Annotated in this window: 16 protein-coding genes; 6 read left to right on the top strand and 10 right to left on the bottom strand. The window is 61.5% G+C overall.

Annotated elements, in window-relative coordinates; genetic code table 11:
- Positions 1–20 precede the first annotated feature (20 nt).
- From F3H58_RS19500 to F3H58_RS19480, 5 genes are all read right to left on the bottom strand, one after another.
- Complete coding sequence (locus F3H58_RS19500) at positions 21–1,358, bottom strand: sensor histidine kinase (RefSeq protein ID WP_003522097.1); 1,338 nt, start codon at positions 1,356–1,358, stop codon at positions 21–23.
- Positions 1,359–1,380: 22 nt separating this feature from the next.
- Complete coding sequence (locus tag F3H58_RS19495) at positions 1,381–2,034, bottom strand: response regulator transcription factor (protein ID WP_020010073.1); 654 nt, start codon at positions 2,032–2,034, stop codon at positions 1,381–1,383.
- 65 nt (positions 2,035–2,099) lie between these two features.
- Positions 2,100–3,767 carry a phosphoethanolamine transferase gene (locus F3H58_RS19490; RefSeq protein WP_149743381.1) on the bottom strand — a complete coding sequence of 556 codons (1,668 nt, stop codon included), beginning with the start codon at positions 3,765–3,767 and terminating at the stop codon, positions 2,100–2,102.
- Positions 3,768–3,954: 187 nt separating this feature from the next.
- Positions 3,955–4,218 (bottom strand): spike base protein, RCAP_Rcc01079 family, encoded by a 264-nt coding sequence (locus F3H58_RS19485; protein WP_059755951.1) that lies wholly within the window; start codon positions 4,216–4,218, stop codon positions 3,955–3,957.
- 243 nt (positions 4,219–4,461) lie between these two features.
- Positions 4,462–5,373, bottom strand: a complete 912-nt coding sequence (locus F3H58_RS19480) for a LysR family transcriptional regulator (protein WP_149743450.1) — start codon at positions 5,371–5,373, stop codon at positions 4,462–4,464.
- Positions 5,374–5,530: 157 nt separating this feature from the next.
- Here F3H58_RS19480 and F3H58_RS19475 point away from each other — a divergent pair, with 157 nt between their 5' ends.
- The 6 genes from F3H58_RS19475 to F3H58_RS19450 all read left to right on the top strand — a co-directional run bounded on the left by F3H58_RS19475 (position 5,531) and on the right by F3H58_RS19450 (position 12,699).
- Positions 5,531–7,693 carry a TonB-dependent siderophore receptor gene (locus tag F3H58_RS19475; RefSeq protein WP_188128990.1) on the top strand — a complete coding sequence of 721 codons (2,163 nt, stop codon included), beginning with the start codon at positions 5,531–5,533 and terminating at the stop codon, positions 7,691–7,693.
- Positions 7,694–7,721: 28 nt separating this feature from the next.
- On the top strand, positions 7,722–8,624 hold the full coding sequence (locus tag F3H58_RS19470) for an iron-siderophore ABC transporter substrate-binding protein (RefSeq protein ID WP_188128989.1): 903 nt from the start codon (positions 7,722–7,724) through the stop codon (positions 8,622–8,624).
- Entirely contained in the window at positions 8,621–10,585 is a 1,965-nt protein-coding gene (gene fhuB / locus F3H58_RS19465; RefSeq protein ID WP_149743379.1) for a Fe(3+)-hydroxamate ABC transporter permease FhuB, read from the top strand. The genes F3H58_RS19470 and fhuB overlap by 4 nt, the downstream gene beginning before the upstream one ends.
- A gap of 34 nt (positions 10,586–10,619) precedes the next feature.
- A complete protein-coding gene (locus F3H58_RS19460) occupies positions 10,620–11,429 on the top strand; it encodes an ATP-binding cassette domain-containing protein (RefSeq protein WP_149743378.1) in 810 nt (269 codons plus the stop codon).
- 248 nt (positions 11,430–11,677) lie between these two features.
- Positions 11,678–12,205, top strand: a complete 528-nt coding sequence (locus F3H58_RS19455; RefSeq protein WP_003522107.1) for a DUF992 domain-containing protein — start codon at positions 11,678–11,680, stop codon at positions 12,203–12,205.
- 95 nt (positions 12,206–12,300) lie between these two features.
- Positions 12,301–12,699, top strand: a complete 399-nt coding sequence (locus tag F3H58_RS19450) for a c-type cytochrome (RefSeq protein ID WP_188128988.1) — start codon at positions 12,301–12,303, stop codon at positions 12,697–12,699.
- A gap of 3 nt (positions 12,700–12,702) precedes the next feature.
- On the opposite strand, the gene recX is transcribed toward F3H58_RS19450, so the two are convergent.
- The 5 genes from recX to F3H58_RS19425 form a co-directional block, all read right to left on the bottom strand.
- The gene (gene recX / locus F3H58_RS19445) at positions 12,703–13,293 is read right to left on the bottom strand and encodes a recombination regulator RecX (protein ID WP_149743376.1); all 591 of its coding nucleotides are present in this window, start codon (positions 13,291–13,293) and stop codon (positions 12,703–12,705) included.
- Positions 13,294–13,365: 72 nt separating this feature from the next.
- Positions 13,366–14,286 carry an SMP-30/gluconolactonase/LRE family protein gene (locus tag F3H58_RS19440; RefSeq protein WP_149743375.1) on the bottom strand — a complete coding sequence of 307 codons (921 nt, stop codon included), beginning with the start codon at positions 14,284–14,286 and terminating at the stop codon, positions 13,366–13,368.
- 35 nt (positions 14,287–14,321) lie between these two features.
- Complete coding sequence (locus F3H58_RS19435) at positions 14,322–15,269, bottom strand: ABC transporter permease (protein ID WP_149743374.1); 948 nt, start codon at positions 15,267–15,269, stop codon at positions 14,322–14,324.
- On the bottom strand, positions 15,266–16,207 hold the full coding sequence (locus F3H58_RS19430) for an ABC transporter permease (protein WP_080838912.1): 942 nt from the start codon (positions 16,205–16,207) through the stop codon (positions 15,266–15,268). Before F3H58_RS19430 ends, F3H58_RS19435 begins: the two co-directional genes overlap by 4 nt.
- Entirely contained in the window at positions 16,204–17,667 is a 1,464-nt protein-coding gene (locus tag F3H58_RS19425; RefSeq protein WP_149743373.1) for an ATP-binding cassette domain-containing protein, read from the bottom strand. Before F3H58_RS19425 ends, F3H58_RS19430 begins: the two co-directional genes overlap by 4 nt.
- Between the last annotated feature and the right edge of the window lie 51 nt (positions 17,668–17,718).

The following is a 17,718-nucleotide window of genomic DNA, read 5'->3' as shown; positions in this document are numbered from 1 at the left end:
GGGCTTTTTCTTTTTAGCATTCAGGCGGTTTCGGCGGGAAGGACGATGCGGGCCTCAAAACCATCCTGCCGGCCCGGCGCCGGCGAGGAAAGCACCAGCTCTCCGCCGGCCTGCTCCACCAGGCTCTTGACGATGGCAAGGCCAAGCCCGGTTCCGTCCGCCGTGGTCTGGCCCCTGGTAAAACGCGTCGTCAGCTTGGGCAGGAGAGCCGCGTCGATCGCCGCCCCGGAATTGACGATGCGGATCGTGCCGTCCGCTTCGGCGACGACCTGCACCGGGCTTTCCGCGGGGCTGTGGATCAGCGCATTTTCGAGGAGGTTACGGACGATGATGCCGAAGGCATCCGCGCCGATCCTGCAGGACAGGCCGCCTTCACAGCGATTGGTGAAGCGGATGCGGGATGAACCGATGGCCGTTCTCATCATGTCATCGATAACCAGTTCGAGAACGGGAATGAGATCGTTTGCCGTGTCGGTGACCCCGATCCTCGCTTCCGCGCGCGACATCTGAAGCAGTTTTTCGGCCAGGTGGGCGAGATGCTGCAGGGATTTTTCGATGTTTTCCACGCGCGGCGCAAGTTCCGGCGGAATGTCGGCATGCAGCCGCTGCGCCTGCGCCAGCGCGCCGGCAATCGGCGTGCGCAATTCATGGGCGCTGTTGGCGGTGAATTCCCGTTCCGCCTCGATTGCCGATCGCAATCGTCCGAGCAGCAGATTGACCGAACGGGCAATGGGATGGAGCTCGCCCGGAAAGGGTTGCGTCGGTAGCGGCGCGAGATTGCCGCCGTCCTTTTTGCCGATGTCGTCGCGCAGGGTCTGTATCGGTCGCAGCGTTCTGCGCACCACGACAATGACGGCGAAAATGCTGGCGGGAATGAGGATGAGAACGGGAAGCAGCAGCGCGGTGCCCGCCTCTTCGATCGCCTCGCGGCGATTGGCGAAGGCATCGGCAACCTGCAGGAAATAATTTCCGTCCGGTGTCGCAACCGTAAAGATGCGCTGGGTCGCGGTTTCGGAAAAGCCGGGCTCGAGCGAGACCTCGAAAGGCTCCGTCGAACTGTCATGCGAATGCAGCACCACCTGTCCTTCCCGGTCGCGGACCTGATAGGTCAGATATTCCGCCCGTTCCGACGTCCGGTTGAGCTTTTGCGCGGCAGGCGCGGTGTTGTTTTCCCTCAGGTCGTCCACCAATAGCGGCAGCAGTCTTTCGGCGGTTTCCTCAACGCCGGCGTCGAAAATCTCGGCGAATTCGTCCTGCATCACCATGACACCCAGCCCGCAGGCCAGAAGCCAGGATATGGCGACAACGCTGGTCAGCGCCGTCACGAGCTTGCGGGTCATGCTGGTCGGTCTGGCCATTTCTGCCTGCTTGTAATTCTGACTATCGAATGGTGTAGCCGACGCCGCGCACGGTTTCGACGCGGTCATGGCCGATTTTCTTGCGCAGCCGGCTGATATAGACCTCGACCGTGTTGCTTTCTATTTCCGCGCCGAATTCATAAAGCGTGTCGTGCAATTGCGCTTTCGAGACGACCGCGCCGGGATGTTCGACGAGTTTTTCCAGCACGGCCCATTCCCGGGCGCTCAGCGTCTGCGCCGTTCCATCGACCGTGATGTTGCGCGCCACCTGGTTGATCTCGATGCCGGGCAGGCGGATGACGGGAGCGGAGCGCCCTTCGTAACGGCGCGAAACCGCCAGCATGCGGGCCGAAAGCTCGTTGAGATCGAAAGGTTTGACCAGATAATCGTCCGCACCGGCGTTCAGCCCGGCAATACGGTCGGAGACCTGGTCATGGGCCGTCAGAATGATCACCGGCGTTGCGTCATCGCGCTGGCGCAGGCTTTGCAGAAGGGTGATGCCCTCGCCATCCGGCAGGCGCATGTCGAGCAGGATGAGGCCGTAACCCATCGTCAGCGTCGCCGCCATCGCGTCGCCGAGCGTCTTGAACCAGTCGACAGCATGACCCGCCGCCGCGACATGGTCCCGCAGCGCTTCGCCCAGCACATGATCGTCTTCAACAAGCAGAACCCGCAAGACAGCTCCCTCTATCGCTTCGTCCTGCGTATCTCTTTCTCCGGATAAGCGTCAAGCACGGTGTTTCAGCTGTTCTGCCGCTGGGTGCAGCCGCCGAATACATCGAGCGAGGGATCGTAGACCGAAGTGGAGACGTTCATCATGCCAAGGATGCTGTGGAAATAATTGTCGTGCGAGCGCCCGCCCTCCGCTGCGGTTTTTGCGAGGCAGGCTTTGTTGAGCCCCATGGATTTTGCAAAGTCATCGTCGAACCAGACGAGAAACGGCACATGGGTCTGCTGGTCGGGCGCCAGCAGATAGGGCGCGCCATGCAGGTAGACGCCGTTCTCGCCAAGCGACTCACCGTGGTCCGACGCATAGATCATGCCCGTCGCCAGCCTGTCGGAACGGGCCTTCAGCTTGTCGATCACGGTCGAGAGGAAATGGTCGGTATAAAGAAGCGTGTTGTCGTAGGAGTTGACGATCTCCGCGTCAGAGCAGTTGCCAAGCTCGGCCGTGCGGCAATCCGGGGTGAATTTGCGGAATTCGTCGGTATAGCGCAAATAATAGGTCGGCCCGTGGCTGCCCATCTGGTGCAGCACGATGACGCTGTCCCTGGTGACGTTGTTGAGCCAGGAGTCGAGCTTGTCGAAGAAGATATCGTCGCGGCATTCCCCGCCGGTGCAGAAGCGGCTGTCATTGGTGGAGGGCAGGTCGAAATAGGGGATGCGGTCGGCCACGTTCTTGCTGCCGGTATTGTTGTCCAGCCATGTCGCGCTGACCCCGGCATGGACGAGAACATCCATGACGTTTTCATTGGCGAGCGCCTTTTTGTGGCTATATTCCGAACGCGGGAACTTCGAGAACATGCAGGGAATGGAAATCGCCGTCGCGGTGCCGCAGCTGGTCGTGTTCGGAAAATAGATCACACCGCGTTTTGTAAGCTCGGGATTGGTATCGCGCCCATAGCCATTCAGGGAAAAGTTCGCGGCCCGCGCCGTCTCGCCCGCCACGATGACGGTGATACGGGGTTTGCGGACGCCGCCCAATGAAGGCAGGACCTTCGCATCCCCGCCGACCGGGCTGACCTGAATATCGACTTCCTTGCCCGCCAGCGTGACGTAATGAATGGCCGACATGATCGGCGACAGGGGATTGACGCTTTTGACGATTTCCTTGTGCTGGCGCACGGCGGTGGTGAAGGTCTTGGAATTGGCGAAGCTGATGATGCCGGCGATGGAAAGACAGATCAGGATGCTGATCGTGTTCCACAAAAGCTTGTCGAGGATTGGGCGGTGGCGCACACGCACGGCGGCGATGAGGAGGGACGGCACCAGTCCGTAAATCGTCATGTGCCAGAGAAAGCCGGGCGTGATCAGATTGCCGGCTTCCGCCTGCGTCGTCTCCATGGCGTTGCGGATCATGTCGCTGTCGATGACGATGCCGTAGCGATCCATGAACCAGGAAGCGGCCGCCGCCGCGAAGACCAGGAAGATCAAAAACGGCTTGATGAGATATTTGGCGGAAAAAATGATGATCATGGCGCCGAGCAGGGCGGCCATGGCGGCGTAAAGCGCGACGATGGCGACCGGATAGGCGGAAAGATAGGTGTGAACCTTCGACCAGAATGTCCGGTTCGTGAAAAACAGCAGATAGGCCGCCGTCAGCAGGCTGAGCGGCACGCTGCCGATTTCCGGACGATATGTTACTGTTCCCGTCGCTTTCGCGGTAAAAAGAGCCACTGTCGGATCCACCAGATTTCCAATAGGCCGGCGGCAACGCAGACGGGGCGAAAACGCCGTCGTCCAGGCTGCCGCATGGGCCGATCAATGGCGGATGCGTCATTTTGCTGACATCAACCTGAAAGCTTGTCATGAAAGCGTCACACTCCGTCGTGGCCGTTTGGCGGGGGTGTTTCAGATCGTCGAGACGATAGAGCCCTTAATTGAGGCCCACGATGCCTGTGGCGGTGGTGCGCGTTGCAAATATGCGCGTGGCCCTGACCGGCAGGAGGCTGCCCGCGGGCAGGTTCTGGAAGGTCACCGTCGCCCCGGAAAGCAGGGTCAGGCAGAGATGGCCGCCATTGCCCACATAGATGGCGCGGGTGGGGGAAGGAAGCGGGCTCGTATCGTCCGGAACCACATCGAAAGCGTGGGATGCCGGGGATTCGAGGCCGGCGGCGTGGTGTTCGTAAGTCTCAGCCATTGCTGTCTCCCGTAAATTAAAATCTGCCGCGATTATGGGGTGCGCTGCGGCTGCGGGGAAAAGCGGGGACAGGAAATATTCGGACAGGATTTCGGCCTCGTGTTGGGCCTGCCCGCAAGAGCGTCATTCCTTTCGCAATCCCATGCGGTTACGCCGCTCCCGCCTATTGCCGCCGATGCGGCGCAAACGGGTGATGGCGGATTTTTTGTCCACGGGATCGGCAGGCGGGCGGGTGCTGCCGCTTCAATTGCGCATATGGAGAATGAAGGCCCTGACGGCGGGAGAGGCTTCCGTTTTTCGGTGGGCGACAGCGAGGTCCGAGGTCGTGGAACTGGCCGCAAGCGGCACATAACGCACACCGGGCAACCTCAGGCAATTAAGCGAGCGCGGCACCAGCGCGACGCCGAGGCCGATGGCCACCATGCTGGTAATCGTGGTGTAGTCCCTGCCTTCCGGGGTGATCGCCGGCTGGAACCCGGCTTCATTGCAGGCTTCAATCGTATTGTAGTGAAAGCCGACATCCGGCGGTTGCCGCGGGGTAATGAAGGTCTCGCCGGCAAGGTTTTTCAGATCGACCTGCAGCGCAAAGGCCAGGGGGTGGTTTTCAGGAAGCGCGGCCATCAACGGTTCGCGCAGCACCACATGGGTTGTCACACCTTCCGGAACGGGCGCGGGCGGGCGGATGAAGGCGAAGTCCAGATTGCCGTCGGCAATCTTGGCCAGTTGCAGCCGCATCTCCATCTCGATCAATTGCAGTTCCACATCGGGATGGGAGGCGCGGAAACTGGCGATGGATCGGATCATCAGGCCGGAATAGGCGGCCGAGGCGACATAACCGATGGAGATGCGCCCGGTTTCGCCGCGGTCGACGCGTTTGAGCGCTGCAAGCGTCGCCTCGGCATTGGCGAGGATCTTCCGGGCGTCCTCGTAGAGAAGCTGGCCGGGCGTGGTCAGCTTCACCGAGCGGCGCGTGCGGTCGAGAAGCGGCATGCCGACAATCTGTTCGAGCGCCATGATCTGCTGGCTCAAGCCCGGCTGGGCAATGCCGAGGCGGGCGGCGGCGCGCTCGAAATTGCGCTCATCCACCAGCGTGGTGAAATAGCGCAGGTGGCGCAATTCGAATGTTTCTGCCCGGCTTGCCGGTTTCCTGCCCATCGTCACGGCCTTTCCCGGCAGATTTGAATAATTCCAAGCTATTATCGCCGTGAGTTTTCATAATCAATAGTTCTGAAAAAAACCGGCTGCGCTTATTGGATCACAATCCGTCCCTTGCGTAATAAGATGACTTAAATTCTCCAGAAAATACCGCCTTATGGTGGCGCAGGTGACGAAGGGTCTTGGGGTGCAGGGAAAAACCAAACACATTTCCATTCTGGCTGGCGGTTGCGCCGTCATCGCTTATGTGGCGTTTTTGGCCCCGGCTTCCGCCCTTGCGCAGGAGGCGGGTACGACGGTGCTGCAGACCATCACCGTGGAGGGCGCCAAAAATCAGGATCCCAAGGCCCCGGTGAAAGGCTATGTGGCGAAAACCAGCGCCAGCGCCACCAAGACGGGGCGATCCCTGATCGAGACGCCGCAATCTGTATCCGTCATCACCAAGGACCAGATGGATGCTCAGAACGTCCGCAATCTCAGCGAGGCGCTGAATTATGTTCCGGGCGTGGTCGCGCAGCCGTTTGGGGCGGATCCGCGTTTCGATGCGCCGCGCATTCGCGGGTTCCAGGGAAACCAGTTGCAGTTCCTGAACGGTCTGCGGCTGATGCGCACCGCCGGTGCGCCCTCCTATGAGGTCTACGGTCTGGAGCGCGTGGAAGTCATTCGCGGGCCTGCTTCCGTTCTTTTCGGTCAGGGCAATCCCGGCGGCCTCATCAATCTCATCAGCAAGCGGCCGACTTTCGAGCGTTTTGGCGAAGTCGGTGCGCAGATCGGCAGCTTCGATTATTACCAGTCGATGTTCGATATTGGCGGCCCGGTGGCGGATAGCGACAGTTTCGCCTATCGCCTGACCGGTCTTGCGCGCAACGCCCATGCCCAGACGGACAATTTACAGAACGACCGTTATTTCATCGCACCGGCGCTGACCTGGCAGCCGGACGAGGATACGAAACTGACCGTTCTTGCCTCCTATCAACACGACAATCCGAGTTCGCCCTCCGGCCTGCCGCCGGCGCTGACCTATCTCAGACCCGGCAATATGCTGGACCGCAGCTTTTATGTCGGTGATCCGTCCTTCGATACGTCGAGCCGCAAATTCACCAATATCGGCTATGAATTCGAGCACCGTTTCGACGAGACCTTCACCTTCCGGCAGAATGCGCGTTATTCCAATTTCGACTGGTCCTACCGCGCGCTCGGTATGTCTTCGACCAGCGGCGGCATGATCGGCAATCTCATTCGCCGCAATGCGACGTTTCAGGACGAGTTGCTGAACACCTTCAACATCGACAACAGCCTGCAGGCGGAGTTCTCCACGGGGCCAATCGACCACACCCTGCTTGTCGGGCTGGACTACCGTTATTTCGACAATAACGTCAAAACCGAATTCTGGGCCGCGACGCCGCTCAATCCCGTCAATCCGGTCTATGGCGGGCCGATCAGCCTCACCTCGCGCACGCTTTATGCCGATGTGAAGACGGATATTTCCCAGATCGGTCTTTATGCGCAGGATGAGATTGCCTTTGAGAACTGGCGCGTTACCGCCGGCCTGCGGCAGGACTGGGCAAGCACCAGCGGTACGACCTTCAACGGCACCACCTACCGTTCGCTCGATAAGGACGATCACAAGCTGACCGGCCGCGTCGGCGTCAGCTATCTGTTCGATGGCGGCATCGCGCCCTATGTCAGCTACGCGACCTCCTTCGAACCGGTGCCGCAGCCGGCTGTCGGCGATGCGCCGAAACCGACCACCGGCGAACAATGGGAGGCGGGCGTCAAATACCAGCCCGAGGGTTTCGACGGTTTCTTTTCTGCTGCGGTCTACGATCTGACACAGAAGAACGTTACGACGACGGTGGGCGGCGTGACGCAGCAGATGGACGAGGCGCATGTGAAAGGCCTCGAGCTTGAAGGCGTCGCAAGCCTTGCCGACGGGCTCGACCTGCGCGCGGCCTATACCTACATGGACAGCGAGGTCTCCGGCCGCGTGAATAACGGCAAGGAGCTGGACAGCACGCCGCGGCACGCCGCAAGCCTCTGGCTGGATTACACTTTCCCGGAAGATACCGCCCTTGAGGGTTTCGGCATCGGCGGCGGTGTGCGTTATGTCGGAAAACGCTATGGCGATGCCGCCAATACCTTCGAGATGAAGAGCCTCGCCCTGCTCGATCTCGGGGTGCATTACGAGAAGAACGGCTACCGCGCCTCGCTTCTGGTGCAAAACTTGACTGATAAAGAATATATTTCTAGTTGCTCCACTTTCGGATGCTATTACGGTGACGGAAGAACGGTTATGGGCAAGCTGACCTATCGTTGGTGACGCCATATCAAAGTGAAGCAGCAGGGGCATGACGCGCAAGGATCGATGGATGTCCCCCCTTTGGGGGCGGCGGGAATTTTTAGGCCTGCTCGCTGCTTCGGCTCTTGCTGGCAAGGCGCGCGCGGCGGTCACGCCACGCCTTGCCGCCATCGACTGGGCCATGCTGGAAACCGCCGTTGCGCTCGGCGTCATGCCGGTGGCGGCGACCGAACTCATCCAGTTCCGGGTGGACGCGGTCGAGCCGGAAATCCCTGCAATCGTCGCCGATCTCGGCCTGCGCGGTGCGCCGAATTTCGAGCTTCTGCAACTGAGCCGGCCCGATCTCATTCTGATTTCGCCCTTCTACACCCGTTATACCGGCAGGCTGGAAGCGATTGCCCCGGTCTTCTCGCTGCCCTTTTACGTGAAGGGCGAGCCGCCTTTCGCAAAGGCGCTGGCGGCGGTCTCCGCCCTTGGCGAAAAGCTTGGCAGGGCCGATGAGGCGCGCAGGGTTCTGGGCGAAACGGAAGCGGCCCTGCAAGCCATGCGGACCCGCCTTGCCGATTTTGCGGCGCGGCCGACCTATGTGATCAATATCGGCGACGCCCGGCATTTTCGCGCTTTCGGTGCGGATAGCATGTTCGGGGATGTTCTTGGCCGGCTAGGGCTCGCCAATGCCTGGGTGGATCGTTCGCAATTCTCCTTCGCGGCCCCGGTGCCGCTTGAAAATCTCGCCGCTTCGCCCGATGCCCGCATCGTCATCGTCTCCGATATTCCGGTCGAGGCGCGGGAAACCTTGAGCAGCAGCGCCATATGGCGCGCGCTGCCCGCCGTGCGGGAAAACCGGGTGGTCACGCTCGGCAATGTCGGTCCCTATGGCGGCATCACCGCCGGCATGCGCTTTGCGCGGCTTCTGACCGAAGCGCTCTCGGCGCAGGGAGAAGCCCTGTGACGGCGCGGCCTCTTCAGTTTTTCTTCGGGCTGCTGTTCGTTCTGGCCTGCGGGCTTTCCCTGCATGCCGGGCTGTTGCGGCTACCTTTTAGTGCATGGCCCGGCCTGCCGTTCGATGCCGCCACCATGTCGATGGATCAGGTTATTTTCGCCTTCAGCCTGATGCCGCGCGTGGCGGTCGCCATTCTGGCGGGGGCGATGCTCGGCCTGTCGGGCGCGTTGTTCCAGCAATTGCTGCGCAATCCGATTGCCGACCCTTCGACGCTCGGCATCTCGGCCGGCGCGCAACTGGCCATAGTTATCGCAACCCTGTTCTTTCCCTCGGTGCTGGATGGCAACCGCGCTTTGGTGGCGCTCGCCGGCGCGGCCGGTGCGGCCGGCATCGTTTTTCTTCTCGGCTGGCGACGCTCCTTCGAGCCGGTGACCATGGTGGTGTCGGGGCTGCTGGTCGGCATCACCGCCGCATCCGTTTCCGCCGCGCTGACGCTGGCACAGGGCGAATATCTGATGTCGCTGGTCGTCTGGAACGGCGGCTCGCTCAGCCAGCAGGACTGGTCGAACGCCTTGTCCCTCGCGTTTCAGCTTGTTGCCGGGCTCGTGCTGACCGGCCTGCTGATTAAGCCGCTGACGGTCCTCGGTCTCGGCGACGCCGGTGCGCGATCGCTCGGCGTCTCGCTGTTTTCGATCAGGCTGGCGGTTGCCGCCGTCGCGGTCATGCTGGCCGCCTTCGTTGCTTCGGCGGTCGGCCTCGTCAGCTTTATCGGCCTTGCAGCACCTGCGCTCACCCGGGCGCTCGGTGTGCGGCGTTCGTCTTCGGTGCTCCTGGTTTCCCCGCTTCTGGGGGGGCTGCTGCTGTGGTTCTGCGACGGTCTCGTGCAGCTTCTGGCAAGCACGACGGCCGAAGTTTTTCCGACTGGCGCGGTAACGGCCCTGATCGGCGGCCCGCTGCTTCTGTGGCTGCTGCCGAAAATCCGGCCGACCGATGTGCATCGCGGTGAAGGCGTCGAGCTGGCGACAAGACGCCGGCTTACGGCCCTACTGCCGGTGCTGGCCGTCATGGCGGGGCTGGTCTTTGCAGCGCTCGCCATCGGCAAGGGGCCCGATGGCTGGACGGTGCTGAAGGCTGACGATCTGCAAAGCCTGCTGCCCTTCCGCTGGCCGCGGCTGGTGGCGGCCGTTGCCGCAGGCGGACTTCTGGCCATGGCGGGCGCGCTTCTCCAGCGGCTTACCGGCAATCCCATGGCAAGCCCGGAGGTGATCGGCGTCAGCGGCGGTGCCGGCCTCGGTTTTGCCGCCGCCATCACGATTTTTCCGGCCGCCGGTCTTTTCGAACTGTTTTGCGGTGCCGGCCTCGGCTCTGCGGCCGTCATGATCCTCGTCCTGCTGTTTTCCATGCGCCGGCACCTCGCGCCGGAAAAAATCCTGCTCGCGGGCATTGCCATCAGTTCGCTCTGCTCGGCCGTTCTCTCAGCGCTGCTTGCCATTGGCGACCAGCGGGCATGGCAAATCCTCGCCTGGCTCAGCGGCTCGGGTTCGACGGCGACGCCGGCTTCGGCGATTTTTCTCGCCATTCTTTCCATCGTGCTGCTGGCGGGGGCGTTATCGGTCACGCGCTGGCTGACGATCCTGCCGCTCGGACGCGATGTGCCGCTCTCCCTCGGCCTGCCGCTCGGGGCGGCGCGCATCGCCGTCATCGCGGTCGCGGGCATTGCCACCGGAGCTGCCTCGCTGCTCGTCGGTCCCTTGAGTTTCGTCGGGTTGATGGCGCCGCATATTGCGCTTCGTGCCGGTTTCACCACGCCGCGCGACCACCTCTTCGCCTCCTTCCTGTTCGGCGCGGTGCTGATGGCGCTTTCCGATCTCGGCGCACGGACAGTCACCTTTCCTTATGAGTTGCCGCTCGGGCTTTTTGCGGCGCTTGCCGGCGCGCCCTATCTGATCTGGCTTTCAGGCAGGCGATGATGAATTTTTTGAACGACGTACGGAGATGAGAACCATGGGCCAGGCAGCACTTGCCGTCGATTATGACGATATTCCGCTTTTTTCTCTCGACGGCGTGACCATGGAAGTGCCGGGAAGGAAATTGCTGCAGCCGCTGACGGCCAGTTTTGCGACCGGCAAGACCATCGGTCTGATCGGACATAACGGTTCGGGAAAATCCACGTTGCTCAAGATTCTCGCGCGGATTCAGGAGCCGACGGCGGGCAGGGTGTCATTCGAAGGTAAGGCGCTCGGCGCATGGGGCAATCGTGAATTTGCGCGAAAGCTCGCCTATCTGCCGCAATATACGCCGGCCACCTCCGGCATGCTGGCCAAGGAACTGGTGGCGCTCGGCCGTTATCCCTGGCACGGCGCGCTTGGGCAGTTCACCAAAGCGGATCAGGAGAAGGTGGACGAAGCCATCGAACTCACCGACACCGTCGCCTTCCGCGACCGGCTGGTGGATACGCTTTCCGGCGGCGAGCGCCAGCGCGTATGGCTCGCCATGCTGGTGGCCCAGAACGCCGAGAGCCTGCTTCTCGACGAACCCATCTCCGCACTCGACATGGCGCACCAGATCGAAGTGCTTTCGCTGGTGCAGAGACTGTCGCGCGAAAAGGGTCTCGGCGTCATCGTCGTGCTGCACGACGTCAACATGGCGGCGCGCTTCTGCGATGAGATCGTCGCGCTTCATTCCGGCCAGCTTATCGCGCGGGGAACGCCGCAGGAGATCATGACGCCGGAGACGCTGCAGCGCATCTATGGTGTTCGCATGGATGTCATGACCCATGCCGCCACCGGCTTTCCCGTCGCCCTGCCGCTTTGAGGTTGTTGCAGCAAAACAACGGCCGGCAACGCTGGCTGTCGATGGCGATTCCCCACGTATTTCCCGCCCTAACAATGTCTTAATGGCATCCTACCGCCATCAGACATTGTTAACCGTTCCGCTTTCATCGCCTCCAATTAAGTTGTTTTGGATCGATTTCAGGGAACAAACGTTAACAGTGCGGAATTCAATATCCGGAGAGGGCAAGAAGGGCTGCTGCGGGTAGGAATAAAACAGGAGAAAATCAGATGAAAAAGGCTGTTGCCGTAACTTTTGCCGCATTGACGATGGGCCTCGGCGGAACCGCATCCGCCCTCGCTGCCGACCTCGCGAGATATGAGCCGGCTCCGCAGGAGCAGGACGATCGCAACGGCGTCAAGATCGGTTACCTCACCTGCGATATCGGCGGCGGCGTCGGTTACGTTCTCGGCTCGGCCAAGGAACTGGATTGCACCTTCCAGTCAACCATGGGCGCCCGTCGCACCGACCATTACACCGGCGCCATCCGCAAGATGGGTGTTGATCTCGGCTTCACCACGCAGGGCCGTCTGGTCTGGGCCGTTTTCGCCCCGACCGCCGGTTACCACCGCGGTTCGCTCGGCGGCCTTTATCAGGGCGCAACGGCTGAAGTCACCGTCGGTCTTGGCGTCGGCACCAACGTTCTCGTTGGCGGCACGTCCGGCTCCATCCAGCTGCAGACGGTCAGCGTGACGGGTCAGGTTGGTCTCAACCTCGCCGCCACCGGCACCTCCGTGACGCTCACGGCCATGAACTGATGGGCAAAATGCCCGGCCCCGGCCGGGCATTCTGTCGCATGTCAAAACACGCCCTCTTCGTTGTCAGACGGAGAGGGCGTTGTATTATCCGGGCCATGATTTCCACATTCAGAAGTGTCGCGGCAGTAACCATCTGTTCTTTCCTTTTGGCGACAGCCGCTTTTGCCGAGGGCGATGCGGCCCATGGGGAGAAGGTCTTCAGTCGCTGTTCCACTTGCCACAGCGCCGATACGCCGCGCACCCGCATGGGGCCGCATCTGATGGGTGTCGTCGGCAGGCCGATGGCTTCCGTGACCGATTACGGCCACTATTCGCAGGCCCTGAAGGATGCCGGCGCGGCTGGCCGGGTGTGGTCGGAGGAGGAACTGCAAAAATTCATCGCCAGCCCGAAAAAGGCGATACCGGGAAATGCCATGCGCTTTTTCGGGTTGTGGAGCGAAACCGATATAGCGGATCTGATCGCCTATCTGAAAACGCATCCCATGCCGCAATAGCGGTCAGAGCGGTGCTTCAGCGATAATCTCTTCCGCCTCTTCGAAGGTCATCGCCATGACTTTTGCGCCGATCTCGAAGCTGAAGCCGTTACGGGCGAAAGCGGAGAATTCCTTGGCCTTGCGCTTCTCGTCCAGTTCGACACGGCGAAACGGCCCGAAGGCGCGCTTACGGGCGAAGATGACGGCCGCGACGAGATCATTGGTCTCCTGCAACGCGACCGCAGCCGTTTCCCGGGCAATGCCCTTGATCTGAAGTTTCTGCGCGAGCCCACGTTTCGATTTGCCGCTGCGCAGGCCGCTCCGCACGGCGATTTCCGCATAGGCCGTGTCATCGAGCGCCTTGATGCCATAAGCGAAGGTTACGGCAAATTCGCCGAGCGCCCTGACCTGCGCCGGGCTGATATTCTCGAATTTTTCCCGCGCCTTGCGCATGATGGCATCGCGCAGCTGCTTTTCTGTCATCATGCGCTGTTCCAGCCGGTAGAGGGCGGAATTGCGCGCCCAGGACAGCATCCGGCTGGTGGGTTCAATGGCCGGCGTGTCGCCGTCCATTGCCATGTCGTCGGTCAGGAAGGGGCTGGAATCGTCGTTCATTCCGCTTTTATAGCGCGGTGAACCCGTCTTGCCAGTTCCTTCCCGGCCCATTTCCTCCGGTTTTTCAGTGCCTCAGGGCGTTTGCGCGCCGGTTGCGGCGACATAGACCGAATAAAGCGATTTTGTCGCGGTGATGAACAGGCGGTTCTTTTTCGGGCCGCCGAAAGTGAGGTTTGCGACTGTCTGCGGCACCTTGATCTTGCCGAGGAGCGTACCTTCGGGGGAAAAGCAGTGAACGCCATCGCCGGCGCTGGTCCAGAGATTGCCCGCCGTATCCAGACGGAAACCGTCCGGCAGGCCATTGTCGAGATTGCAGAATTCCCGGCCGTTGGTGAGCTTTACGCCATCTACCACATCGAAGACGCGGATATGGCGCGGGCGGGAGACGTCGTGGCTGTAGGAACTGTCGGCGACGTAGAGCTTTGTCTCATCAGGCGAAAACGCAAGCCCGTTCGGCTGCACGAAGTCGTCAATGGCGATGTCGATTTTTCCGGTTGCGGGGTCGAGCCGATAGACATTGCGGGTCTTCTGCTCCTGCTCCGCCTTGTAGCCCTCATAGTCGGAAAGAATGCCGTAGGTTGGGTCGGTGAACCAGACGCTGCCATCGGATTTCACCACCACGTCATTGGGTGAGTTCAGCCGCTTGCCGCCGTAGCCGTCGGCAAGAACGGTGATCGAGCCGTCGACTTCGGTGCGGGTGACGCGGCGGCCGCCATGTTCGCAGGAAACGAGCCGCCCCTGCTGGTCGCGCGTGTTGCCGTTGGTGAAGTTGGAGGGCTGGCGGAATACCGAGATCCCGCCATCCGGCACCCAGCGCAACATGCGCTCATTGGGAATATCGCTGAACAGCAGGCAGTTCAGATCGGCAAACCACACCGGGCCTTCGGCCCAGCGGCAACCGGAATAAAGCTCTTCCAATTCGGCATTGCCGACGATCAGATGGCGGAAGCGGTCGTCGTGGATTTCGTAAGGGGAGGTCTTGTCTGTGGTCATGAGCGTGGTCCGCTTGGGGGCTTGTCGTTATGGGTTCAGCGCGTGGCCTTGGGGCCGCTTGCCAGAAGAATGACGGAGATGATGATGAGGCCGGTGAGGATGAGGCGGATGCCGGCGCCGAAACCATAGGTATTCAGCATCGACACCACCAGGAACATGAAGAGCGAAGCGCCCCAGATGCCGGGCACATTGGAATCGCCGCCCGCCACCGCCGTTCCGCCGATGACGACGACGGCGATGGACATCAGCAGATATTCCGAGCCCATATTGAGCGCCGCACCGCCGGAGAAGCTCGCGAGCAGGTAACCGGCAATGGCCGCCAGCACCGCGCAGAGCACATAGGTGACGAAACGTGCGCCGTCCACCGGAATGCCGGTCATGCGGGCGGCAAAGGTGCTCTGGCCGATGGCGGAAATCCAGCGCCCGTAAAACGAGCGGTCGAGCAGCAGCCATGCAATGACGGAAAGCAGCAAGGCGACCAGGGCGACATTGGGAATGCCGAGAGAGCTTGATGTCGCGAATGTGGCCAATGTTTCCGGCGGCTTGATGCGCAGGCCGCGGTTCGACCAGATGGCGATGGATTGCACGATGAAGCTCATGGAGAGCGTCGCGATGATCGGCGGGATGCGCAGGAGCTTGATCAGCGCATAATTGCCGATGCCGATGGCGATGCCGATCAGGATGGCGATCAGCAGTCCGGGCAGGATGAGACCGTCGGACACATCCATGAATTTGAGCGCCAGCGTGCCTGACAGCGTCATCGTCGCGGGCACGCAGAGGTCGATATTGCCCGGTCCGAGCGTGATGACGAACATCTGGCCGATGCCGACGATGACCGAAAAGGCTGCGAAGGTGAGTGCGGCATGCGACAGGCCGAAGGAACTTGCGCCGCCGGTGAAGAGCACGGTGACGATCCAGACCGCAATAGTTGCGGCAAAGGACCAGATCCATGGTTTTCTGGTGAGGGAAGAGAGCCCGTTCATTGGTTTTTCTCCCGCTTTTCAAGACGGTTGAGCAGGATGCGCAGCGCCAGCACGATGATGAGGATCGCCCCCTGCGCGCCGATCTGCCAGTCGGGCGAAATGCGCATGAAGGAGAGGAACGAACCGGCGAGCGTCAGCGTCAGCGCGCCGATGACCGCACCTATGGGCGATACCCGGCCGCCGACGAATTCCCCGCCGCCGAGAATGACGCCGGCAATCGAGAGCAGCGTGTAACGCAGCGCGATATTGGCGTCGGCCGATGTCGTCAGCCCCACGAGGGCGATACCGGACAGCACCGCAAAGAAACCGGCCAGCGCAAAGGTGGCGGCGCGAATGCCGACGACCGACCAGCCGGAGCGTTCGACCGAGCGGAAATTGCCGCCGACGCCGCGCATCAGCACGCCGAAGGAAGAGCGCATGACGATGTAATGGGCGACCACCGCGATCAGGATGCTGGCGACGATGGCGATCGGCACGAAAGGCGGTTTTGCCGTCATCAGGGCCCGGATGAAGGCGGGGGCCTGGCCGCCGGGCGAGGGAAGGATGAGAACGGCGAGGCCGCCCCAGACGAAACTCATGCCGAGCGTGACGACGATGGAGGGCAGGGCGCGGATATGGATGATGGCGCCCAGCAGTGCATAGACCGCAATCGCACCGGCAAAAATCGCAATTCCGAGGATGGGCGTGGTTTGCAGGAAAGTGGCGGTCACACAGGCGCAGAAACTGACGAAGGTGCCCATCGACAGATCGAGATCGTTGACCGACATGATCAGCATCTGCGCAATGGTGGCGAGCGCAATCGGCACCGCCAGATTGAACAGCAGGTTCATGCCGGTATAGCTCATGGCGCGCGGCTGCATGTAGAAGACGGCGGCAAGCAGGAAGGCGAGCGAGGCGGCGGGAATGATGAGGCGGAGCGCGTTTGCCGAGAGTTTCATGCGTGGTCTTCTCCGGCAAAGGAGGCGGCCAGCACATTCTGCTCGGCAATGTCGTCACCGACGAGTTCCGCCTGGATGGCGCCGTCACGGAACACATAGACCCGGTCGCAGAGACGGATTTCGTCCATTTCGGTGGAGTACCAGATGAAGGTGCGGCCGTGGGAGGCTTCGGTTCTCAAGATGTCATAGACCTCCTGTTTGGTGCCGATATCGACGCCGCGCATCGGGTCGTCCATCAAAACGGTGCTGGCGGTTGTGGCGAGCGCGCGGGCAAAAAGCACCTTCTGCTGGTTGCCGCCGGAGAGGGAGAGGATTTTGTTGCCCATATCGGGCGTGCGGATTTCGATGCGCTTCTTCCATTGCGCCCCAAGCTCGGTTTCCTTGGCTCTGTCCACCATGCCTGCGGAGGAAATATCCCTGAGCGAGGCGACGGAGAGGTTTTTGAGGATGCTCCACAGCGGGAAGGTGCCGTTCAGGCTGCGATCGCCCGCCACGAAGGCGATATCGGTCTTGCGCGCGGGCAGCCAGCTGCTGTTCTGCGCGAGATAAAGATCGAGCAGCGCTTCGGTCTGGCCATGGCCGCCGAGACCGGCAAGGCCGACGATCTCGCCGCGAAAAGCCTCGAAGGCAAGGCCTTCGCCCCGGCGTGCCGGCATGGAAAGCACTTTTTCGCCTGCCTTGCGGCTTTCACCCCGTCGCCTGTCCTGTTCCTTGACGACGCTGCCCATGGCCTCAACCAGCGAGCGGGTGGTGAAGTCGGCGGCCTTCCGGTCGGCCACCACCCGGCCATCCTTCATCACCACGATACGGGTGGCCGTCGAAAGAATTTCGCCGAGAATATGCGAGATCAGCAGAACCGAGCCGCCCTCACGCACGAAACGGCGGACATAATCCATCAGCTGCTCGGCAAGACCGGCATCCAGCGAAGAGGTGGGCTCATCGAGGATCACCAGTTTCGGCGCGTCCGGTAAGCGGCAGAAATTGATGGCGATTTCCACCATCTGCCGTTCGGCGATGGAAAGTTCGGCGATGGTCAGCTCGCAATCGATGCCGTGGCCGGGAAAAATCTCGTCCAGTGTCTGCCGGATCGTCGTCAGCGCACGGCCGCGCCAGTTTCGCCCACCCGTGGCGGCATGCATGATGCGGACATTTTCGCTGATCGTCAGGTTCGGGCAGAGCGATAGCTCCTGAAACACGCAGCGAACGCCGCTCGCGCGCGCGGCGGCAATGCCGTGGCGGTTTTCGTTGCCGCCATAGGAAACGGAACCTTCATGCGGCGTCAGCCCACCATTGATGACGTTGACGATGGTGGATTTTCCCGCGCCGTTATGGCCAACGAGCCCGAGGCATTCCCCCGTGCGGATGACGAGATCGGCCCCATCCAGCGCCCTTACCGCGCCGAACACGACCTTGACGCCGCGCGCAGCGACGACTTCTTCCGCCTCGATGATGTCATTCATGAGCAATTACGCCAGTGATGTGAAAATCGGATAATATGGTGGCTATTGCGG

Source organism: Rhizobium sp. NFACC06-2 (genome assembly GCF_900101425.1).
Lineage (GTDB): Bacteria > Pseudomonadota > Alphaproteobacteria > Rhizobiales > Rhizobiaceae > Agrobacterium > Agrobacterium leguminum.
This window is presented reverse-complemented; position numbering and strand designations above follow the sequence as displayed.